The organism is Vibrio sp. AH4 (genome assembly GCF_030710545.1).
Lineage (GTDB): Bacteria > Pseudomonadota > Gammaproteobacteria > Enterobacterales > Vibrionaceae > Vibrio > Vibrio metoecus.
Map to the genome: position 1 here is coordinate 842665 of NZ_JALAIV010000001.1, position 20343 is coordinate 863007.

Consider the following 20343-nt stretch of genomic DNA (forward strand, 5'->3'; position numbering starts at 1 on the left):
CCCTTTTGTTCTTAGTCGCGTGATTTACTGACTTTGCTCGCTTTGTTTTGCGTCATCAGGCATATAAAGTGGCCCAGTTTGCCCACATCCCGCCAGTGCGAGCATGGACAACAAAAACAGTGCAGTGAATTTCTTTTTCATTTTGCATATCGTGCTTATTGAATCAATGCCCCCTATAATCGCACCACGATTAGGAAAAGCAATAGGATAGATAGGATGAACGAAACTGAATTTCATCAACTCGTCGACAGCCAACTAGAGCGTATAGAAGCGGCGATTGATGAGGCCGGTGCCGATATCGACTACGAAACCTCAGGCAATGTGATGACCTTGGAGTTTGATGACCGCAGCCAAATCATCATTAACCGCCAAGAACCCATGCGTGAAATTTGGTTAGCCTCGAAATCCGGCGGCTACCATTTCAAGTGGATTGATGGCGAGTGGATATGCTCCAAAACCGGGCTTGAGTTGCTCACTTTGCTAAAACAAGAGTGTGATAAACACGCCGATGAGCCAATTGATTGGGCTTAAGTTGGCGCACTTGTCATGCAATAAAAAAGAGCACATGGGTGCTCTTTTTTATAAGGAATTATTCAGAAAATCAGAGGCTTAACAAGCTTAGGCATTGACCACTTGCGAAGGCTTGGAATACACGGCGCTGTCGTTACGATACGGCACCACATACGTTTCACCCTCTTCTGGGTGAATAATTTGGTAATACTGCGGCAAGTTGAAGTTGATGCTTTTCGCCGCCAGCTTACTGCTGTCATCCAACATCGATGTATAAAAGCTGTTGACGCTGGCAATCATCTCATCTTTTTCGCCATTGAACTGGTGATACACCTCAACGCGGTTGGCTTCGTCCAACACATAGATGTTGAAGCCTTTTTCCGTATCTTCAAAGAAAAACTGCACCAAGCCTTCGCTGGCAAAACTATCCACCACTGCAGGTAAAGGATAATCTTCATCGCGATCGAGCATCAACAAAGGGGAACCTTTGAGTTTATTGCTCGAAATACTGCGATAAAAATCGACCGAGTTTTCCAATTTTTGAACCGAAACACCACGACGTTCGAAGAACAATCCATACATTTGGTCGGCCATACGCAGTGCTTTGAAACGGCGACGCTTCTCTTGTTCCATCGGCTTGAGACGCAAATCGATGCACTCGGCCAACAGTTGGTAAACCAAGTTACGCATCACACCACGCAAGTTTTTGCTATAGCAGAACACATCGACCGATTCTGGCGGCAACGCATCTTGGTGCATTTTTCCCAGAACCGTTTTCAAGGCATCGAGCATCGCCGTTTGGCCTTCAAAATGTAGGGTACGCACTTCTTGCCACGAGTTGCGATACACTAAATCGACACTGCCAACTAAGCATTTTTGTTCCGCACCGAAGCTGAAAATATCGATGTTTTTCAGATCGACTTTCAGTGCTTTACCACTCAGCTCACTCGTCGGATCATGCTCAAAATTGATGAACATGGCGAGCTGGCTAATTTCACAAGGATTAGCCAATGCTTGCATGGTTGGACGACGTTTACGCAAAGAGAAGGTGTTACGCAGATCGCTCACCATCTGATAGAACTTGTCGATATCCAACTGAGCTTCACGCACCACGGCGTGCAAGCGCGTGGATTCAGTGATCAGGCCATTAAAAAACGCCCATGCCACCAACTTACTCAGGTATTCGTTGTGTTCAAGATACGGCTGACCAATCAAGCGCTGTGCCTGTAATGGCTGTTTATAGAGATACCAACCGGGCTTATTGGTGCGTCCGGCACAGACCTCAATAAAACTTAAATCGGGCTCATGCAAATCAGGCGAAATTTGCGGGTTGAGCAGTGTGACTTTACCCGGCAACACCTCAAACGCGGCATAGAGTTTACGCGCCAGAATTGAGATATCTTGCGGGCTGATCGCCGAAGTAATGTCATTGCGGCGTGCAAACTGGATCAGGTTACGATAACTGAGCATCAACGCATCAAGCAGGGCATGGTGTACCACTTTCACCTGCTCCACTTTCCAGTGGCGACGGTTATCGAGCTCTGCAATCAAATCTGCGTCCCACTGCCACTCACTGGTGAGTTCACGCAAAGCCTCGCGACGCCATGGCATCGAACCGATCCCAGGATCTCGCGATAGCTTCTCATGGGTTTTGAGGTAGAAACAGCGACGCACTAAATCAAGGCGCGTAGTGTCACCAATCCGCACTAAATAGCGGGTCACTTTTTCTAGCATTTGATAGTAAGAGTCCATCCCATACAGGTCTGGCTCATCGGCAAAGAAACGTCGTTTGCTATCAATGCTCAACAGTTGAGTGTGTGGGTACTCCCACGAATAGGCTTCAAGCAGGATCGCCTTCAATACCGACTTATAAGGCGAGTCGATACTTTTATACAGCTGCCACAAGTTCGCACCGAAATATTCTTCAGCAGGGATGCGGTTCAACTTACCAAAATCGATCCATTCGTTGCAGTTCAAATAGCCATTTGAACAGAGCTCGTGAACATATTCGTCGTAGCACTCTTCCATTTCTGGCGGCACGATTTGCCACAGCAGTCGCTTACCCGCTAGGCGCACCGCAGAGCGATAAAACTCATCCAACAACAATAAATGCTGTGATGAACCACAGTTTTCACCGGTTAACGCTTCGGAATGGTTATGGCGGAAACGCTCTTCATTCATGATGAAGAAATTGGCTTCGACACCCTGACTTTTCGCCCAATCGGTAATGAGTAGACATTTACTGGAGAGGTTCTCGCGCGCTTCACAACTCATGTGAGCAGAGACACAGACCCAAATATCCAGATCACTTGAGATGCTTTGACCGATCGATGAGGTACTCCCCATCGTATACAGACCCAAAATCTCAGGATTCACCGATTGAGTTAACGATGCGCCGAGCGTCAATTGGGCATCATCGATAAACTGCTGCTGAATTTCATTAGCGACAAAGAGATGAATACCAAAAGGGGTATCTGCAGAAAAATAACCGGGGATCAGGGGATGATTAAATTGGAATAACGCGGGAATTAAATGAAAAACACGTTGGCTTTGCAAATCCATAAGAGCCAGCGCACGTTCAATACGTTGCCGGTTTAGCTTATCAAGTCGATGGATTAAGGTCTGAGTATAAGCCTGCAAGGTTGCTTCCCTGAATAACAGATACAAGCCGCTTTTTGATTATGTTTTACGCGACCATGCCAACAAAACGTGATCAATTTAACACTTCTTAACCATTTGGTAAAGCGCTCTTGGAAGCACATCACACCAAGTTGGCACTTCTCCGCAAACGATCACCTAAATGATTACAGTGTTGTTGCTAAATTGTACTTTGTAATCATAGACAAATGAATAAATGCGAAGCCAATCACACTATTCCATCCTAATGCTGCATTCTTCGATACGAAACCATCCGTAACAGAACTAGTTGTAAGTATTTTTATCCCCAAGTGATAGGATTAGACGATTTTAGACAGATGGATAGGAACATCATAATGACCGAGACGCCGATTCGCATTGCAACCCGCCAGAGTCCACTGGCTTTATGGCAAGCCAACTATGTTAAAGACGCCTTAATGGCCGCCCATCCCGGACTGCAAGTGGAGTTGGTCACTATGGTGACGCGTGGTGATGTGATTTTGGATACCCCACTCGCCAAAGTGGGTGGCAAAGGTCTGTTTGTCAAAGAACTGGAAGTCGCCATGCTCGAAGGCCGTGCGGATTTAGCCGTACATTCGATGAAAGATGTGCCAGTTGATTTTCCTGAAGGTCTTGGCTTAGTCACCATCTGCGAGCGTGAAGATCCACGCGATGCCTTTGTTTCCAATACCTACGCCAAGATTGATGATCTGCCTTCAGGCGCAGTTGTGGGTACCTGTAGCTTGCGTCGTCAATGCCAACTCAAATCAGCACGCCCAGATTTGGTCATCAAAGAGCTGCGCGGCAACGTGGGAACCCGCTTGAGTAAGCTCGATGCGGGTGAATACGACGCGATTATCTTAGCTGCCGCCGGTCTAAAACGACTGGGACTTGAGAGCCGCATTCGTAACTTCATTGAACCTGAACAGTCGCTGCCCGCGGTTGGTCAAGGTGCGGTCGGCATTGAGTGTCGTTTGGATGACCAACGTGTGCGTGAACTGCTTGCGCCACTCAACCATACCGACACCGCGGATCGCGTGCGCTGTGAGCGCGCGATGAACCTGACTCTACAAGGTGGCTGTCAGGTGCCGATTGGTAGCTATGCATTACTTGAAGGTGACCATATTTGGCTGCGCGCTCTAGTCGGCGAACCCGATGGCTCACAAATCGTTCGTGGTGAAATTCGTGGCCCACGTTCTGAAGCAGAACAGCTCGGCATTACTCTGGCAGAGCAGCTACTTGAGCAAGGCGCAAAAGAGATTCTAGACCGTCTCTATTGTGAACACGAATAAAGGCGAGCATGAATAATAAGTCGCAAGATGGTTCATCCCATCTGTAACTGATTGAGGGTGCTATGACAGTACTGGTCACTCGTCCCAATGAGCAAGGCATTGAACTGTGCCAACTTCTTCAGCAGCAGGGCATCACAGCCCTGCATCATCCTCTGATCTCTATCTCCGCTAGCCCTCAACTTCCTGAGTTGGCAGAGGATTTATCCTCATTTGATATCATCATTGCGGTCAGCCAACATGCGGTGACCTTCAGTGACCAATTTCTGCAACATCGGCGAATTTGTTGGCCAAATCATGCGGTTTACCTTGCCGTTGGTCAAAAAACCGCGCATGTTTTCAGCAAAGCCTGCCAACAATCAGTAGACTATCCAGAAATAAGTGATAGTGAACACCTGCTCGCATTAGAGGCATTACGCCATGTCGCAGGTAAGAGGATATTGATATTACGGGGCAATGGTGGCCGCGAACTGATTTATTCCACCTTAGTGGAAAGAGGTGCAACGGTGCGCTATCAAGAAGCGTATTGTCGAAGTGAGCTGCCTTTTTCTGCCGCAGAGTGTGTTCCTCAATGGCAACACGCTGGAGTCAGTTCACTGGTGATCACCAGTAGCGAACAGTTGGCTTTTTTTGTTAGCCAGTTAAATGACGGCTATCTGCCGTGGGCACAGCAGTTAACCTTGCTAGTGCCTAGCCAGCGCATTACTGAACACGCCCATAACCTAGGATTTCATCGCATTGTGACGACGCCAAGTGCCGCCAATCGCGATTTAATGGTGGCATTAATGCCCTAACCAACAGGAACTCTGAGCAATGACCAACAACAATAAACCGCAACAAGAACCTGAAACCACAGCCAGTGTGCCCTCGCCTATCGAGACTTCATCGACCGAGCATGAATCAAAAGCCGACGCTTCCGTTCAATCAGACCTGGCAGCCGAGAAAGTCGCTAACCCGCAGCCGCAACCACAAACTCCGGCTCAAACGCCCAATAATCAGGGTAAAAAACTGGCCAGTGTCGCTTTGCTACTGGTTTTAGCACTCGGTGCAGGCTTTGCTTATGTACACCAACAACAGAAAGCCCAATTGAATAATGAGCTGCAAGCGATACGTGCCGAACTGAATCAAACCCGCGAAGCACTCAACGAACAGCTTAAGCAAACCGTAGCCAGTGCCACCTCGCAAGCCACAGAAATTACTCATCGCGCAGAAACCGTACTGGAACAACAGCAAAAAAGTATTGAGAGTTTGCAGCTCGCAGTGGCGGATATTAAAGGTCGCCGCCCGAATGATTGGCTCCTCGCGGAAGCCGATTATTTGGTAAAACTGGCGGGTCGTAAGCTGTTTCTTGAGCATGATGCGGAAACCGCAACCCAATTGATGGAAAGTGCCGACCAGCGCATTGCTGCACTCAATGACCCAAGCCTAACACCACTGCGTAAGGCAATGGCCAACGACATCACAGCACTGAAAAACATTCCACTGATTGATCGTGATGGTTTAGTGCTGCGTCTGATCAGTTTGCAGCAACAAGTCGACAGCTTACCGCTGGCTAATGCGATCCTGCCCGCCGATCAACCACAGGAGAATCCAGCCGTATCGGAAAACATCAATGATTGGCAAACGAACCTGAAAAGCTCACTCAAAGCCTTTGCCGATAACTTCATTACTTTCCGTTCTCGTGATGGCAATGTGATCCCTCTGCTCTCCCCAACTCAGCATTTTTATTTAAAAGAGAACCTGCAAGCCAAGTTAGAAACGGCAATCAAAGGGGTGTACACCGAACAACAAACGCTGTACGTCACCTCACTCAATACCGCTGAACAGTGGTCAGCCTCTTTCTTTAATCGTGGAGACAAAGCTGTGCAAGCGTTTAATGCTGAGTTAGCTTTGCTCGCAAAACAACAGGTACAGGTTAACTATCCCGTGAAACTGCAAACTCAGCAGCAGTTAGCCGATGTGATCACCGAACGCTTGCGCCGCAGTGTTTCTCCTATCACTACGGAGGCGCAGCAATGATTCGACTGATTTTCCTATTTGTCGTGCTCGGTCTTGGCCTGTTTGTCGGCACTCAATACGCTGGCCAGCAAGGTTATGTGCTGATCTCAATTGCCAATCGCACTATCGAAATGAGTGTCACCACGCTGGTGATCTTTATCATCGCTGCGTTAGCCGCGCTGTTTGCCCTTGAATTTTTGGTGAAAAAAATTCTCTATACCAGTTTTCATACATGGAACTGGTTCAGCGTGCGTAAGCTACGCCGCTCGCGCCGCTACACCAACGAAGGAATCATCAAACTGCTTGAAGGTGATTGGAAACAAGCCGAGAAAAAAGTCACTCGATGGGCTAACCATCACGATATGCCGCTGCTCTGTTATCTCGTCGCATCGGAAGCTGCGAATGGCATGGGTGATCGAGCGAAACGCGATCACTATTTAGCACTGGCGGCGCAGCAGGACAACGCCACATTAGCAGTAGAGCTAACACGCGCGAAACAACAACTCAGCGATGGCGATAATACCGCCGCCTTGACCACCTTAACGCAACTGCAAAACAGCCATCCACACAATACTGTGGTATTGAACCTGCTTAAACAGTGCTACCAAGCCTTAGGCCAATGGCAGCCGCTCTTGGAACTGCTTCCCAAACTGATGAAGGCCAAACGTTTGACCAATGAAGAAGCGCAGCAGCTTGAACTTACCGCTCAGCGTGGCATGTTACAAAGCATTGCCAGCCAAAAAGGCAGTGAAGGTTTGGTGCAGCATTGGGCGCAGATGTCACGCAAGTTAAAAGCTGAGCCTGAATTGTTGATGTGTTTCATCACTCAGCTCATTGAACGCAAAGCCGATTATGAGGCGTTCTCAGTGATCAAAGAGAGCTTGAAAAAACAGCCGACTGCTGAGCTGTATGCCCTGCTGCCAGAGCTCAATATCTCTGATCGCCATCCCCTGATCGCTGTGCTGGAAGATGCCCTGCGCCGCGATAGCAATAATGCGGAAGCACATAGCGCTTTGGGTCAACTGTATCTGCGTGAGAAACATTGGGCTGATGCGCAGAAACATCTCGAAAAAGCGCTGTCTCTACGTTCCTGTGTCTCCGACTATGCTTATCTAGCCGATGCATTAGAAAAGCAGAATTTCACGCGTGCCGCACACGATGTTTCTCGTAAAGCGCTCTCTTTGCTGGAGTCACCTTCCGTTCAGTCATCCTGATACTACATAGCATAAGAAACAACAAGGCCACCGCATGCGGTGGCCTTGTTGTTTCTTATGCAGTCTTAAATGACTCGTGAGAACTGCTGCTGACGCGCCCGCTCACGCAGGTATTTATCAAAACACATACAGATGTTGCGAATTAACAAACGACCACGCAGAGTCACTTCAATCATTTTTTCATCCACCGTCACCAACTCGTCGTCAATGAAGGTTTGTAGCAGAGCTAAATCCTGACGGAAGTAGTGATTGAAACGCAGATTAAACTCGCGCTCAATCTCGGTTTTATCAAGCTTGAAGTTACAAATCAGCTGCTTAATCACTTCACGGCGCAGCAAATCATCTTTATCGAGCGCCACACCTTTCCACAGTGCATGACGCATCTCATTGACTTGTGCATAGTATTTTTTCAGCTCTTTCTGGTTTTGCGCGTACGCATCGCCCACCATAGAAATCGCGGAAACCCCAAAGCCAACTAAGTCACACTCACCTTGGGTGGTGTAGCCTTGGAAGTTACGATGCAAAATACCGTTACGTTGAGCAACAGCCAACTCATCATCCGGCAAGGCAAAGTGATCCATACCGATGAACTGATAACCCGCGCCAGTCAGAGTGGCAATCGTCTGCTGTAAAATCGCCAGTTTCTCTTCGGCGGCAGGTAAATCCGCATCTTTAATCTTGCGCTGCGCCGCGAACAGTTGCGGCATATGCGCGTAGTTAAACACCGACAAGCGCCCCGGCTTCATCGTGAGCACTTGCTGCAACGTCTGGGCAAAGGTTTCTGCGGTTTGTTTAGGCAAGCCGTAAATCAGATCGAGGTTGGTCGAGCGGAAACCAAGCTGTTTGGCACGCTCTACCAGAGCAAAAATAAACTGCTCATCTTGTTCGCGGTTCACCAGCTTCTGTACTTCTTTATTAAAATCCTGCACCCCGATGCTGACTCGGTTAAAGCCTTCTTGGCGCAGATGGTCAAGCACCTCTAACTGAATTTCACGCGGATCGATTTCAATGCTGATTTCAGCGTCATCCGTAAAATGAAATTCGCTGCGTAGCAGCGTCATCAAGCGGCTAATCTGTGCATTGGTCAGGAAAGTCGGTGTGCCACCGCCAAAGTGCAGCTGAGTCACATATCTTCCTGTCAGCAGAGAGGCGCGTTGGCGAATTTCATGCTCAAGCACATCAAGATATTCGTCTGCTTTGTGCGAGTGACGAGTAATGACCTTGTTACAGCCACAGTAATAGCAAAGCTTATGGCAAAACGGGATATGGATATAAAGCGACAGCGGGCGCTCTGGGTACTGAGTACAAGCCATATCAAAGTCAGCGATGGTGAAGGCTTCATGAAACTCAACCGCAGTCGGGTATGAAGTGTAACGCGGACCGGAGTAGTTGTACTTATCCAAAATGGCCTGATCCCAAACGATCTGTTGGCTGGGTACGACATACGACGACATAGTGAATCTTTCCGTTTTGCTCAATTCTTGACGGGCTATTCTGCCACACGACATTGACCGACGTCGGGCAGCAGAACAGGATTTGGCAACAAAATATTCGATTCTGCTAGCGCGATCACTCACCCTTTCGAGTTAGTTTCACACCATTTGAATCGCGATTTGGTTATTCAGCGGCTGGATACGCTGCTTGAGAGCAGTGAGTTCATCAATGATTGCCTCTTGCAGACGGCTTTCAGCTTTGGTGCGTTCCAGATTCTGCTTCATTCGCTCTTGTTTGGGTAATGCTTGGCGTGCATCACCGCGCGCCATGTCTTTCACCAAATGATAAAGCTCAGAGATTGCAGGATACTCTTGTTCAAAATTGATGCGCTGCTCACCTTGCACATAATCCATAATGCAATAAACACGGATACTGATCTCCGACAGATCACACTGCCCTTGAATCCCCGCCATGCAAAGAATATTTACGCTATCAAAGATGTTCGCATTACGCTTTTCAATCGCTAGCTGCTGATGTTGCAACTGCAGCGTTTGCTGTTTTTTCACTTGCCACAGCAAATAGGCCGCGTAACTGGCGAGCGCCACGATAATGGCACCACCTACGCTGGCAAGTAGCATCCCGTTCATCATCGCTCCTTAATCTTGGTACTTATCGACATCCAGTTGTTCAAACTCGGAGAGTAAATCCTCTTCCGTTTTGCGTTTTTTACTTGGTTTAGCTTGTGGTGCTGGCTCTTCCACTGGCTCATCGTCCAGTAGACCCAATTGCTCCATCAGCACTTCGATACGATCCAGCTTCTCATCAACGTATTTCTGCAAGCCAATGCCTAGCTTCTCACCGTTGTCGAGTCGGTCGAGCAACACATTCAGTTGTGCATCTTTTTCCAACATCGCCAGTTCTTGCTCTGCCGCCAGTTTACGCTCTTGCTTGTTGAGTTTTTTCGGTGCTTCAACAACCAACGGAATAGGCTTTTTACTGCCCAAACGTGGGTCACGTTTCTGCGTCCCTTGGCGCACTTGGCTTTCAGTGCTTTCTGAATGACGGCTACCTGACTTTAAGCCTTTGCGCTTTTTCAGTTTTTTACGCAGACGGCTCTCCACTTCGGATTCGCTGCGTGTACGTACCACGACCAGTTGGTCGTTACTGTTGGTACCCGGTTTTCTCGATTTCTTTGAGCGACTCATTACTGGGGTTTCCTCAGTAAAATTACATCATTACCAATAAATTCAAGTTCGAGCTTATCCCGCTCCGCCAGATACTGAAATGTGGCACGACTGAAAAAGATCACGTGAGTGAGATCATTTTTGTAGTGCCAACCAGCAAATGCGTCCAAGTCTTTGACCATTTTTGTCATCAGACCAATCCAGCCGCCTGGCTTAACTAAATTTAACCATTGCTGCCACACTCGGTGAGGATCGTGCAGATGCTCAATCACCTCAGTCGCAGTCATAAAATCGTATTGGCGGTTTAACACCTCAGTATCCGGATGATAGAAAATGTCGTACAACGCCACGGAGTGTCCGGCTTCTTCTAACATCAGCGATAAGGTGGGACCAGGCCCACAGCCAAAATCTAACCCTTGAGATTGGGGAGGCAGTCTCTCAAGCATAGGCGAACAGACTCGTGATAAAAAGCGTCGATAGCCTTCATCACTAGGAATGTTCTGATGCAAGTCATAGAAGCCTTTTTCTCGCTCCGCACTTAAGCGTTGCTCAGGATCGACATACACCAGCGCACACTGCTGACATTGAAAATAGCGACGATGCTTATCTACAAAATACGCTTGGCTGTTTTCACTGTGACATAACGGGCACGAATGCATGCTGACCTCCTCCAACGGGATGCGCAACATACCAGAAACTCCCCTTAGAGTGGAGTGTAAAAGGCGATTTTCTCATCAACCTAAACAAAAAACGCAAAATCACATGGAGTAAGGGGGAGAGATAAGATTCTCAGCGCCAGAAAAGCAACAGCCCTAGTAAGGTCACTAGGGCTGTTTGGTATTTTTTGCTCGTATTGCCGAATTAGTGCAGGCCACCTACGTATTTCGATAGGATATCAATATCCGTATCTGTCAGCTTATGCGCCACATCACGCATCATCTCGTTCATATCGTTAGCACGAGTTCCTGAACGGAATTTCTCTAGCTGTGCTTTAACATAGTCAGCATGCTGGCCAGAAATTTTCGGGAAGCCGGACAACTCCGTACCGTCACCACGTGGGCCATGACACGCCACACAAGCCGTCAAACCACGCGAAGCATCACCGGCGGTATACAGAACCTTACCTTGCGCCACGACATCTTCAGGGGTGGTATTCGCAGCCGTCGGTAGTGAGGAGAAATACGCCGCCAAATCAGCAATATCTTCATCGCTCAATGGCATTGCCATAGCACTCATTACCGGATCGTAACGACCTTGTTTTCCACCGCTAGCAGCACCCAGTTTCAGTTCCTTGAGTTGCTTTTCAAGGTACTTCTCATGTTGCCCTGCCAGTTTAGGGTAAATAGTTAATTGGCTGTTACCGTCTGCACCGTGGCAGGCAGCACAGGTTAGAGATTTGGCTTTACCAGCTTCGATACTACCTTGGGCCCATACAGAGCAGCTGGCTAAAACACTCAAGATTAGCGCTAATTTCTTCATGACATTCCATTTATAATTATCAAGCTTCCAGTACCACTCTGGGGTACCACTCATGGTACAATAGGCGACCTTATGCCGAGCACGGTTATTTTACACAATTTCACAAAAAAGTAATCAATCGACTACACAAAGTCGAGATGGAGTTAACACAGTGAGCGTAAAAATTCATTACCAGAACACGCATTTCATTACCAGTGCGCCTGATATTCGCCATCTTCCTGAAGATGAAGGTATCGAAATTGCGTTCGCAGGACGCTCTAACGCTGGTAAGTCAAGTTCCCTTAATCGCCTGACCAACCAGAAAAACCTGGCAAAAACCAGTAAGACTCCGGGTCGTACTCAGTTGATTAACCTTTTTAAAGTAGCAGAGGGTTGCCATATCGTCGATTTACCGGGATATGGCTTTGCTCAAGTACCGCTGGAGATGAAACTTAAGTGGCAAAGAGCACTCGGTGAATACTTGCAAAAACGCCAAAGCTTAAAAGGCTTGGTGGTATTGATGGATATCCGCCACCCGATGAAAGATCTTGATCAGCAGTTGATCATTTGGGCCGTGGAGTGCGGCATTCCAGTACAAGTGATGCTGACTAAAGCGGATAAGTTAAAGAGTGGTGCTCGCAAAGCACAAGTGTTAAAAGTTCGTGAAGAGGCAAAAACCTTTGGTGGCGATGTGGCCGTTGATGCGTTTTCTTCACTAAGTGGTATCGGAGTGGATACACTGCGCGCCAAATTAGATGAGTGGTATGCTCCAATGTTGGCGGCTCTGAATGAACAAGCCGATGGAGAGTCCTCTGAAGAGTCTGCCAGCGAATAATCGGCAACCTCAAACGACGATAAAACCTCGCCTTGGCGGGGTTTTTTATTCGCACAATGAAGACCGCTTAAAAAGCGAAGGGAACCACAAACAAAATCCCCACCATCCTGGTGGGGCAACGGGAGAGAAATCGGTTGTTATTGTTATGTCGCCAAGCATTCCGCAAAGCCACACAGATTTCAAGTCAGCACTCAACCCACCTAAAATCATACTCTTTACCGAGCGCTCCCATGCGCTGCAATGGCTCACGTGAATTATGGTTGAATATAAACAGTGGCGAACACACTTAGTTTCCTTCCAGAAATAATAAAAGTGTGAATGAAGTTTAATTACAGAATGGTGTGTTTTTGATTATTTTCGCCAACAAGATTTGTACGAAACACGACCCAAAAACGAAAAGAAGACACTCATCAAAGCGGATAGAAAACTTAAATAGCGCCCAATAAAAAACGCCCCAGTCAAATGGTGACTGGGGCGGCTGAATCAGCCTAATCCAATAACGTGAAACAAAAGGTCTGAAAGATAGAACATCTTACCTCTGTACCCTACGTCGTTTAATGTACAACAATTGGTCAGAATTGAAAATATTTTTTGTAGTTTTTTTTCATTAAACTTTCATTAAACAACATAAACATCTGAGCTAGGTAAACTTTTTTCAGCCATAAAAAAAGCCAGCGAACGTGCGCTGGCTCATAAAACACTCGATTATCGATAAGAAAATCAACTAATGGGCTTGATCCCAGTTATCACCATGTCCTGCATCCGCGACTAATGGAACAGCAAGCTCTGCGGCAGACTCCATCAATTCTTGTACTTTAATTTCAATTTCGGATAAAGATGACTCTGCAACTTCAAAGACTAGTTCATCGTGTACTTGCATCAGCAATTTGACACGACCATCGCCCTCTCGCTGAATCCACTCATCGACCAGCAGCATCGCTTTTTTGATGATGTCTGCTGCTGTACCTTGCATTGGCGCGTTGATTGCGGCTCGCTCCGCCGCTTTACGGCGCATTCCATTACGCGAAGTAATTTCAGGCAGATGTAAGCGACGCCCAAAAATGGTTTCCACGTACCCCTGTTCCGCCGCACGACTGCGCGTGTCTTCCATGTACTGCATGACACCTGGATAACGTTCGAAGTATTTATCCATGTACTCTTGTGCTTCACCACGCGGAATGCCCAGTTGTTTTGCCAGGCCAAACGCACTCATGCCGTAAATCAAACCAAAGTTGACCGCTTTAGCACGACGGCGTTGCTCACTACTGACTTGCTCAATCGGCACACCAATAATTTCTGCTGCCGTTGCGGCGTGAATGTCTTTCCCTTCACGGAAGGCATCCAATAACGCCTGATCACCCGACAGATGCGCCATAATGCGCAGCTCAATTTGTGAGTAGTCGACGGCCATGATTTTCCAACCATGCGGAGCAACAAACGCTTGGCGAATGCGGCGACCTTCTTCATTACGCACTGGAATGTTCTGTAAGTTAGGATCGGTCGATGAAAGGCGCCCAGTGGCTGTGACAGCTTGATGATAAGAAGTATGCACACGCCCAGTGCTTGGATTGATCATTTTGGGCAGCTTATCAGTGTAGGTCGACTTGAGTTTCGCCAGACCACGGTACTCAATCAGGACTTTCGGCAGTGGGTAATCCAAGGCGAGTTCTTGTAACACTTCTTCATTGGTTGAAGGGGTACCGGATGGCGTTTTTTGCAAGACCGGCAGCTTCATTTGCTCAAACAAAATGGTTTGCAGTTGCTTCGGTGAACTGAGGTTAAATGGCTGACCAGCCAGTTCATACGCCTTTTTTTCCAACTCATCGAGACGCAACGCAATTTCCTGTGATTGAGCACTGAGCAGCATGTCGTCAATCATGACACCTGTGCGTTCAATACGAGACAACACAGGCACGAGCGGCATTTCAATTTCACGATAGACTTGTTCAAGTTTGCTGTCTTGCTCAATCAGCGGGCTGATGCGCTTATGTAGACGCAGAGTAACATCTGCATCTTCCGCGGCGTACTGAGCGGCTTCTTGCAGATCGATTTGGTTGAACGTGAGCTGATTTTTACCTTTACCCGCGATCTGCTCAAAGGAAATACAGCTGTGCTGTAGGAAACGCAGCGCTAAGCTATCCATATCATGTTTGCCGCCTACGCTGTTGTATACGTAAGATTGCAACATGGTGTCATGACGAATGCCACGCAAGTCAACACCATAGCGCGCGATCACGCTCGCATCATATTTAAGATTCTGACCGACTTTAGCTTTGTTTTCATCTTCAAGTAGAGGTTTAAGTTGGGCAATCACCCAAGCGCGATCCAGCTGCTGTGGTGCATCCAAATAATCGTGCGCCACTGGAATATACGCCGCTTCACCTTCCGCTACCGCAAACGATACTCCAACCAAGTTTGCAACCATATAATCCAAGCTATCGGTTTCGGTATCAAAGGCGAACAGATCCGCTTGCTGTAATTTTTCCAACCACAGATTGAAATCTTGCTCGTTAAGAATGGTTTGATACTGGCTGCGATCGATCTGTGCCGCTGGGCTTTCCGGAATGACTGCGGCATGACTTACCGCATTGCTTGCTGAATTGGACGAGGTCATTGAAGAGGCTTTCGCTTGCTCATCCGCCGCTACGACCCCAGTGCCGCCATCAAGTAATTCTGTCAGCCATGCTTTGAAGGCTAATTTCCCATACAGCGCCATCAAGGCATCACGATCGGGAGTTTGCTTCAGCAGAGTTTGCGGAGACTCTGCCAATTCCACATCGCATTTAATCGTCGCAAGCTGGTAAGACAGAGTGGCATTGTCGCGGTTCTCTTCCAACTTCTGCGCCATGGTTTTTGAGCCACGGAAACCTAAAGCCGCGATTTTATCCAAGTTCGCATATAAGTCATTTAAGCCACCAATACCTTGCAGGAGTGCTGTCGCGGTTTTCTCACCCACGCCTGGTACGCCAGGAATGTTATCCACCTTGTCCCCCATCAACGCAAGGTAGTCAATGATCAACTCAGGTGGAATGCCAAATTTTTCAATCACGCCTTCGCGATCCAGCACCACGTTGGTCATGGTATTAATCAGGGTCACATTGTCATCCACCAACTGTGCCATGTCCTTATCACCGGTACTGATCAATACCGGCATACCCGCTTGTGAGGCTTGGCTCGCCAATGTTCCAATCACGTCATCCGCCTCAACCCCTTCAATCGCGAGCAGCGGCAAACCCATGGCTCGGATCACTTGATGTAAAGGCTCAACCTGACAGCGCAAATCATCCGGCATGGGTGGACGATTCGCCTTGTATTGGTCGTACATCTCATCACGGAAGGTTTTTCCCTTCGCATCAAAAATTACCGCGATACGATCGGAAGCAAACTGACGCATCATGCTGCGAACCATATTCACCACACCATAGATGGCGTTGGTCGGGATCTCACCATTACTCATGGTGCCTGGGTAAGCGTGAAACGCGCGATAGAGATAAGAGGAGCCGTCGATCAAGATCAGCGGATTGTCAGGTATACGAGCCATAAGAGGATTATCCAAACGTGAGTTAATGAGCCTAGGATGCCATGACTACTGCTTGGATTCTACGTTGTTCCCCGTTTTGCTCCACTCGGGGGATATTCTATTGACTTGTGGATTGCACCATTCTGTGGATAACTCTGTTTATAGATTTATTTGCCCACCGCCAAAACTCATAAAAACCATGCAAAAATAAAATCTAACTATATGTTTTTAAAAAATAAAAAAATGGATCAGTGGAAAAAGAAATGATCTTTTTCGGATCGTCAATTGTGGAAAAGACACTCGCTGCCCTTTTGCTCACCCTGTAAACGCTCCTGACCATGCGGTGGACGATTGTCGCGAAAAGCGCAACTTGTCCACTGATTAGGGATTCTGAATGAGATGAAGTGGATAACTAAAATCACTTGCGCAGAAAAAGAAAAAGCGACACCCGAGGATGTCGCCTAGCAAACAAGGTGAAAGCCAATTAATTGATTCGCTTTACCAAAAAGCTAAAAATTACACTGGAAGCAATGTGAGCAATGTCGTGTCAAAAAGAACCTGCTCAAGTTCAGGCGTTCAATCCCACACATTGGTTCTTCAACCGAGGGGCATTTCACGTCCTTACGAACTGTCGTTTGTTCCCTAAGACACGGTTAATAATAATAGTTCTCATTTAATAGTCAATGGTCAAATGAGAAAAAATCTCATTTATTTTTTAATTGATTTTACAAAGTGGATTCGACTTTCTAAGATTTGATCTTTTTTCTCATACTCTTCAATAAGATAGTTATTTCTAATCAATAAACGCAACATAGCAGGGAACTGATTGCGAGATTTCACTTTGATACGTTGATATCCCTGCTCTAACGCCCATGTTTCTTGAACGTCAAGTAAGCGCTGTGCTACGCCATAGCCTCGCGCCGTTGGCGCCACACCGCCAAACCAGCTGTAGAACGTTTCATCATCGAGCTCGTAACCAATTTTAAAACCTAGCAACTCGCTATCATTTTCTGCTACGAGCACTAACCCAGTCTTATTGTTCAGTCGAGCTTGTAAGCTCTGTTCCGTTTCCTTCTGTACAAACTCATGAATTTTTTCAACAATTTGTACAACTTCACTCAGGGAGCCTTCACGAATTAACATCATTTTTCCTCAATTAAAAAGGCTGACTTACGTCAGCCTTGATCTTTGCTTTATGGGTTCAGTGTATTTTTACTTTTTAGGTAAGTATTGCGCGGCTTTTGCGCTGTCTTCCGCCAACCACTGAGCTACGTCTTTGGCAAAATAAGTTAAAATGCCATCTGCACCTGCACGTTTGAAGCAGAGTAACGATTCCAACACCGTTTCGCGCTCTTTCAACCAACCATTCATAATCGCCGCTTTGTGCATCGCATACTCACCAGAAACTTGATAAGCAAACGTCGGTACTTGCAACTCCGTTTTCACACGGCGCACAACATCCAAATACGGCATACCCGGCTTCACCATCACCATATCCGCACCTTCATTGATGTCCATTGCTACTTCGTGCAAGGCTTCATCAGAATTAGCGGGATCCATCTGGTAGTTTTTCTTGTTGCCACCTTTTAAGTTGGCGGATGAGCCAACGGCATCACGGAATGGACCATAGTAATTCGAGGCATACTTGGCTGAGTAAGCCATGATTTGAGTATGAATGTATCCCGCCTCTTCCAATGCCTGACGAATACGGCCAATACGACCATCCATCATGTCAGAAGGTGCAACCACATCCGCGCCCGCTTCAGCATGAGAGAGCGCCTGCTTGATCAACACTTCTGTAGTCTCATCATTAAGCACATAGCCTTGCTCATCGATGATGCCATCTTGGCCATGAGTAGTGAATGGATCGAGCGCTACATCGGTGATCACCCCCATTTGCGGGACATGTTCTTTCAGTGCACGCACTGCTCGTTGCACCAAGCCTTCCGGATTGTAGGCTTCTGTTGCACATAAACTTTTGGCATCTTGGTTAACAACTGGAAAGAGAGCAATCGCAGGCACGCCAAGATTAGCGAGGTATTGTGCTTCTTCTAGCATTAAATCGATCGACAAGCGTTCAACACCGGGCATGGAATCCACTTTTTCACGGCGATCTTTACCCATCAGGATAAACATCGGGTAAATCAGATCGCTCACCGATAATTGATTTTCGGCCACAAGTCGACGGCTGAAATCATGTTTGCGCAGGCGACGTAAACGACGTCCTGGGAATTGGCCTTGAATGGATACCGACACTCTACTCTCCTTCTTATATTGTCAGAGCCTGAAAGATCAGGTTCTGGGGGAAGTGTTGGGCAAAATCATATCACTCTCGGCTCGGCATGCTAGCGTCAATAGAGGAAAAAGCCAAAAATGACCGAATGCTCACACTCACGTATACTCAGCATTGCCCCCCATAATGAGAGAACATTTCATGATTGATACCCATGCCCACGTTTATGCGAGTGAATTTGACCACGACCGTGATGCAGTGATGGAACGAGCTAAACAAGCGGGTATTGAAAAAATCCTGATGCCCAATATTGATCTCAACTCCATCGAACCGATGTTGGCAACAGAAAAAGCCTACCCGAACCAGTGTCATTCGATGATGGGCTTACATCCTTGTTATGTTGATGCCAACGTCCAACAAACTTTAACCACCATTTATGACTGGTTTTCTCGTCATTCCTTTATTGCTGTCGGAGAAATCGGCATCGATCTGTATTGGGATAAAACCTTTAAAGCAGAACAAGAGATGGCTTTTTTAACTCAACTCCACTGGGCAAAAGAATTCAATTTACCTGTCGTGATCCACACTCGCGATTCATTAAATGAAACATTGGCTTTATTGACACAGGCTCAGGATGGCAACTTGCGTGGTGTTTTTCATTGCTTCGGCGGCAGTATCGAAGAAGCACGAGCCATTAATGATTTAGGTTTTCATCTTGGGCTAGGTGGTGTCAGCACGTTTAAAAATAGCGGAATGGATTTGGTAATCCCCCATCTCGATCTCAATTACGTTATCTTAGAAACTGACTGCCCTTATTTAGCGCCAGCTCCCCACCGAGGGAAACGTAATGAACCGATGTTTACCCAATTAGTTGGCGAGAAAATAGCTCAGCTACACTCACTCAGTATCGATGAGATAAACACCATCACCACCAACAATGCCAACTTATTGTTTAGACTCAACAAATGACAAGTTTATAAGTATAATTTCATATGATTTTATTGAAGCAGGATCACTTTTAACTTAAATCAATAACTGTATGATGCACAACAAATTTTCATATTCAACTTATACACTATGAACAATTGCACTCATACAAATCAACTACAACGTAAACGACGCACATTTTGGCAAAAAATACTCGGAATCAAAGAAGTCTATCTTTGTAAAGATTGTGGTCATCTAATAAAAGTGAGATAGCACATTAATATCAAAGTAAATTCTCTCATCACCCACTTCCAAAGTTTTTGTAAATAGAATTTCATACCAACAAAATCATTTGTTTTACGAATTATTTTGTTGGTTTTCGTCTGACTTCCCTTTTCTCACTCTCCTCCCCACACGGCGGCATGATGACTTCACGATCCCTGCGAGGATCGAAACCTCGATCGCGTTGCGCAAACCAGCTGTGGATAACTCTGTGATAAATTTCTTCACTCATTGTCATCAAACCGCCTATTTCAAGGCTTTCTTCACAGGAATGGATTGGGGATACTTTTGAAATTACCCACAACAAAATCAGGATCATCGCTACATGTTGTGGATCGAAACTCAGAAAACCACTTTATCAACGCAATTCACAGGATTACTCACAGGTGATGTCATTTTAATCACAAGTAGATAACCTTACTCTTGTCCCGTACTTGTTCCTGATTGAATAGGTTACACTTATCATTAACCCGCATGCCAAATGAGAGCCAACTAATGGACCAATTTTCACACATTGATGTTAATGCCGCACAAAGCTTGATAGAGAAAAAACAAGCTCGTTTAGTCGACATTCGTGATCCACAATCTTTCCAACTTGCACATGCTAAAAGCGCTTTTCATCTCACCAATCAATCTATGACTCAGTTCATGGAACAAGTTGAATTTGATCATCCGGTTTTAGTGATGTGTTACCACGGGATCAGCAGCCAAGGGGCGGCCCAATATCTGGTTAATCAAGGTTTTGAAGAGGTGTATAGTGTGGATGGCGGTTTTGACGCCTGGCAACGCGCCAATCTTCCCATCGAAGCGAGTTAATGATTA

Annotated in this window: 18 protein-coding genes; 8 read left to right on the forward strand and 10 right to left on the reverse strand. The window is 46.8% G+C overall.

Features of this window, described 5'->3' with window-relative positions; all coding sequences use genetic code 11:
- Positions 1–24: 24 nt before the first annotated feature.
- The gene (locus tag MKA69_RS04015; RefSeq protein ID WP_170938038.1) at positions 25–237 is read right to left on the reverse strand and encodes a lipoprotein; all 213 of its coding nucleotides are present in this window, start codon (positions 235–237) and stop codon (positions 25–27) included.
- On the opposite strand from MKA69_RS04015, the gene cyaY reads away from it, so the two are divergent.
- Positions 217–531, forward strand: a complete 315-nt coding sequence (gene cyaY / locus MKA69_RS04020; RefSeq protein ID WP_001005954.1) for an iron donor protein CyaY — start codon at positions 217–219, stop codon at positions 529–531. The genes MKA69_RS04015 and cyaY overlap by 21 nt on opposite strands.
- A gap of 87 nt (positions 532–618) precedes the next feature.
- On the opposite strand, the gene MKA69_RS04025 is transcribed toward cyaY, so the two are convergent.
- Positions 619–3150, reverse strand: coding sequence for a class I adenylate cyclase (locus MKA69_RS04025; RefSeq protein ID WP_305847539.1), 2532 nt, complete (start codon positions 3148–3150; stop codon positions 619–621).
- Between the two features lie 353 nt (positions 3151–3503).
- Between MKA69_RS04025 and hemC the strand changes: the two genes are divergently transcribed.
- The 4 genes from hemC (at position 3504) to MKA69_RS04045 (ending at position 7648) form a co-directional block, all read left to right on the forward strand.
- Positions 3504–4439 carry a hydroxymethylbilane synthase gene (hemC, locus tag MKA69_RS04030; RefSeq protein ID WP_000141027.1) on the forward strand — a complete coding sequence of 312 codons (936 nt, stop codon included), beginning with the start codon at positions 3504–3506 and terminating at the stop codon, positions 4437–4439.
- 62 nt (positions 4440–4501) lie between these two features.
- Positions 4502–5230 carry a uroporphyrinogen-III synthase gene (locus MKA69_RS04035; protein WP_000217504.1) on the forward strand — a complete coding sequence of 243 codons (729 nt, stop codon included), beginning with the start codon at positions 4502–4504 and terminating at the stop codon, positions 5228–5230.
- 19 nt (positions 5231–5249) lie between these two features.
- Positions 5250–6455, forward strand: a complete 1206-nt coding sequence (locus MKA69_RS04040; RefSeq protein ID WP_305847540.1) for a uroporphyrinogen-III C-methyltransferase — start codon at positions 5250–5252, stop codon at positions 6453–6455.
- The gene (locus MKA69_RS04045; RefSeq protein ID WP_305847541.1) at positions 6452–7648 is read left to right on the forward strand and encodes a heme biosynthesis protein HemY; all 1197 of its coding nucleotides are present in this window, start codon (positions 6452–6454) and stop codon (positions 7646–7648) included. Before MKA69_RS04040 ends, MKA69_RS04045 begins: the two co-directional genes overlap by 4 nt.
- A 65-nt stretch (positions 7649–7713) precedes the next feature.
- On the opposite strand, the gene hemN is transcribed toward MKA69_RS04045, so the two are convergent.
- The 5 genes from hemN to MKA69_RS04070 form a co-directional block, all read right to left on the reverse strand.
- Positions 7714–9102 carry an oxygen-independent coproporphyrinogen III oxidase gene (gene hemN / locus MKA69_RS04050; protein WP_305847542.1) on the reverse strand — a complete coding sequence of 463 codons (1389 nt, stop codon included), beginning with the start codon at positions 9100–9102 and terminating at the stop codon, positions 7714–7716.
- Positions 9103–9240: 138 nt separating this feature from the next.
- Complete coding sequence (locus MKA69_RS04055) at positions 9241–9729, reverse strand: DUF2489 domain-containing protein (RefSeq protein WP_055033080.1); 489 nt, start codon at positions 9727–9729, stop codon at positions 9241–9243.
- 9 nt (positions 9730–9738) lie between these two features.
- Positions 9739–10287, reverse strand: a complete 549-nt coding sequence (gene yihI, locus MKA69_RS04060; RefSeq protein ID WP_055028139.1) for a Der GTPase-activating protein YihI — start codon at positions 10285–10287, stop codon at positions 9739–9741.
- On the reverse strand, positions 10287–10925 hold the full coding sequence (locus MKA69_RS04065) for a class I SAM-dependent methyltransferase (RefSeq protein ID WP_000555166.1): 639 nt from the start codon (positions 10923–10925) through the stop codon (positions 10287–10289). The genes yihI and MKA69_RS04065 overlap by 1 nt, the downstream gene beginning before the upstream one ends.
- Positions 10926–11127: 202 nt before the next feature.
- Positions 11128–11745: a cytochrome c gene (locus MKA69_RS04070; protein ID WP_000731849.1), complete on the reverse strand. Its 618-nt coding sequence runs from the start codon at positions 11743–11745 to the stop codon at positions 11128–11130.
- Between the two features lie 151 nt (positions 11746–11896).
- On the opposite strand from MKA69_RS04070, the gene yihA reads away from it, so the two are divergent.
- Positions 11897–12559, forward strand: coding sequence for a ribosome biogenesis GTP-binding protein YihA/YsxC (gene yihA / locus MKA69_RS04075; RefSeq protein WP_000111637.1), 663 nt, complete (start codon positions 11897–11899; stop codon positions 12557–12559).
- Between the two features lie 724 nt (positions 12560–13283).
- Here yihA and polA read toward each other — a convergent pair.
- The 3 genes from polA to hemB all read right to left on the reverse strand — a co-directional run bounded on the left by polA (position 13284) and on the right by hemB (position 18335).
- On the reverse strand, positions 13284–16100 hold the full coding sequence (gene polA, locus MKA69_RS04080) for a DNA polymerase I (RefSeq protein ID WP_305847543.1): 2817 nt from the start codon (positions 16098–16100) through the stop codon (positions 13284–13286).
- Positions 16101–16787: 687 nt separating this feature from the next.
- The gene (locus tag MKA69_RS04085; RefSeq protein ID WP_305847544.1) at positions 16788–17222 is read right to left on the reverse strand and encodes a GNAT family N-acetyltransferase; all 435 of its coding nucleotides are present in this window, start codon (positions 17220–17222) and stop codon (positions 16788–16790) included.
- A 69-nt stretch (positions 17223–17291) separates the two neighbouring features.
- Entirely contained in the window at positions 17292–18335 is a 1044-nt protein-coding gene (gene hemB, locus MKA69_RS04090) for a porphobilinogen synthase (RefSeq protein WP_055030435.1), read from the reverse strand.
- Between the two features lie 178 nt (positions 18336–18513).
- Between hemB and MKA69_RS04095 the strand changes: the two genes are divergently transcribed.
- Both MKA69_RS04095 and glpE read left to right on the forward strand, forming a co-directional pair.
- Positions 18514–19281, forward strand: coding sequence for a TatD family hydrolase (locus MKA69_RS04095; RefSeq protein WP_000567368.1), 768 nt, complete (start codon positions 18514–18516; stop codon positions 19279–19281).
- A gap of 735 nt (positions 19282–20016) precedes the next feature.
- The gene (gene glpE / locus MKA69_RS04100; protein ID WP_055033086.1) at positions 20017–20337 is read left to right on the forward strand and encodes a thiosulfate sulfurtransferase GlpE; all 321 of its coding nucleotides are present in this window, start codon (positions 20017–20019) and stop codon (positions 20335–20337) included.
- The last annotated feature ends 6 nt before the right edge of the window (positions 20338–20343 follow it).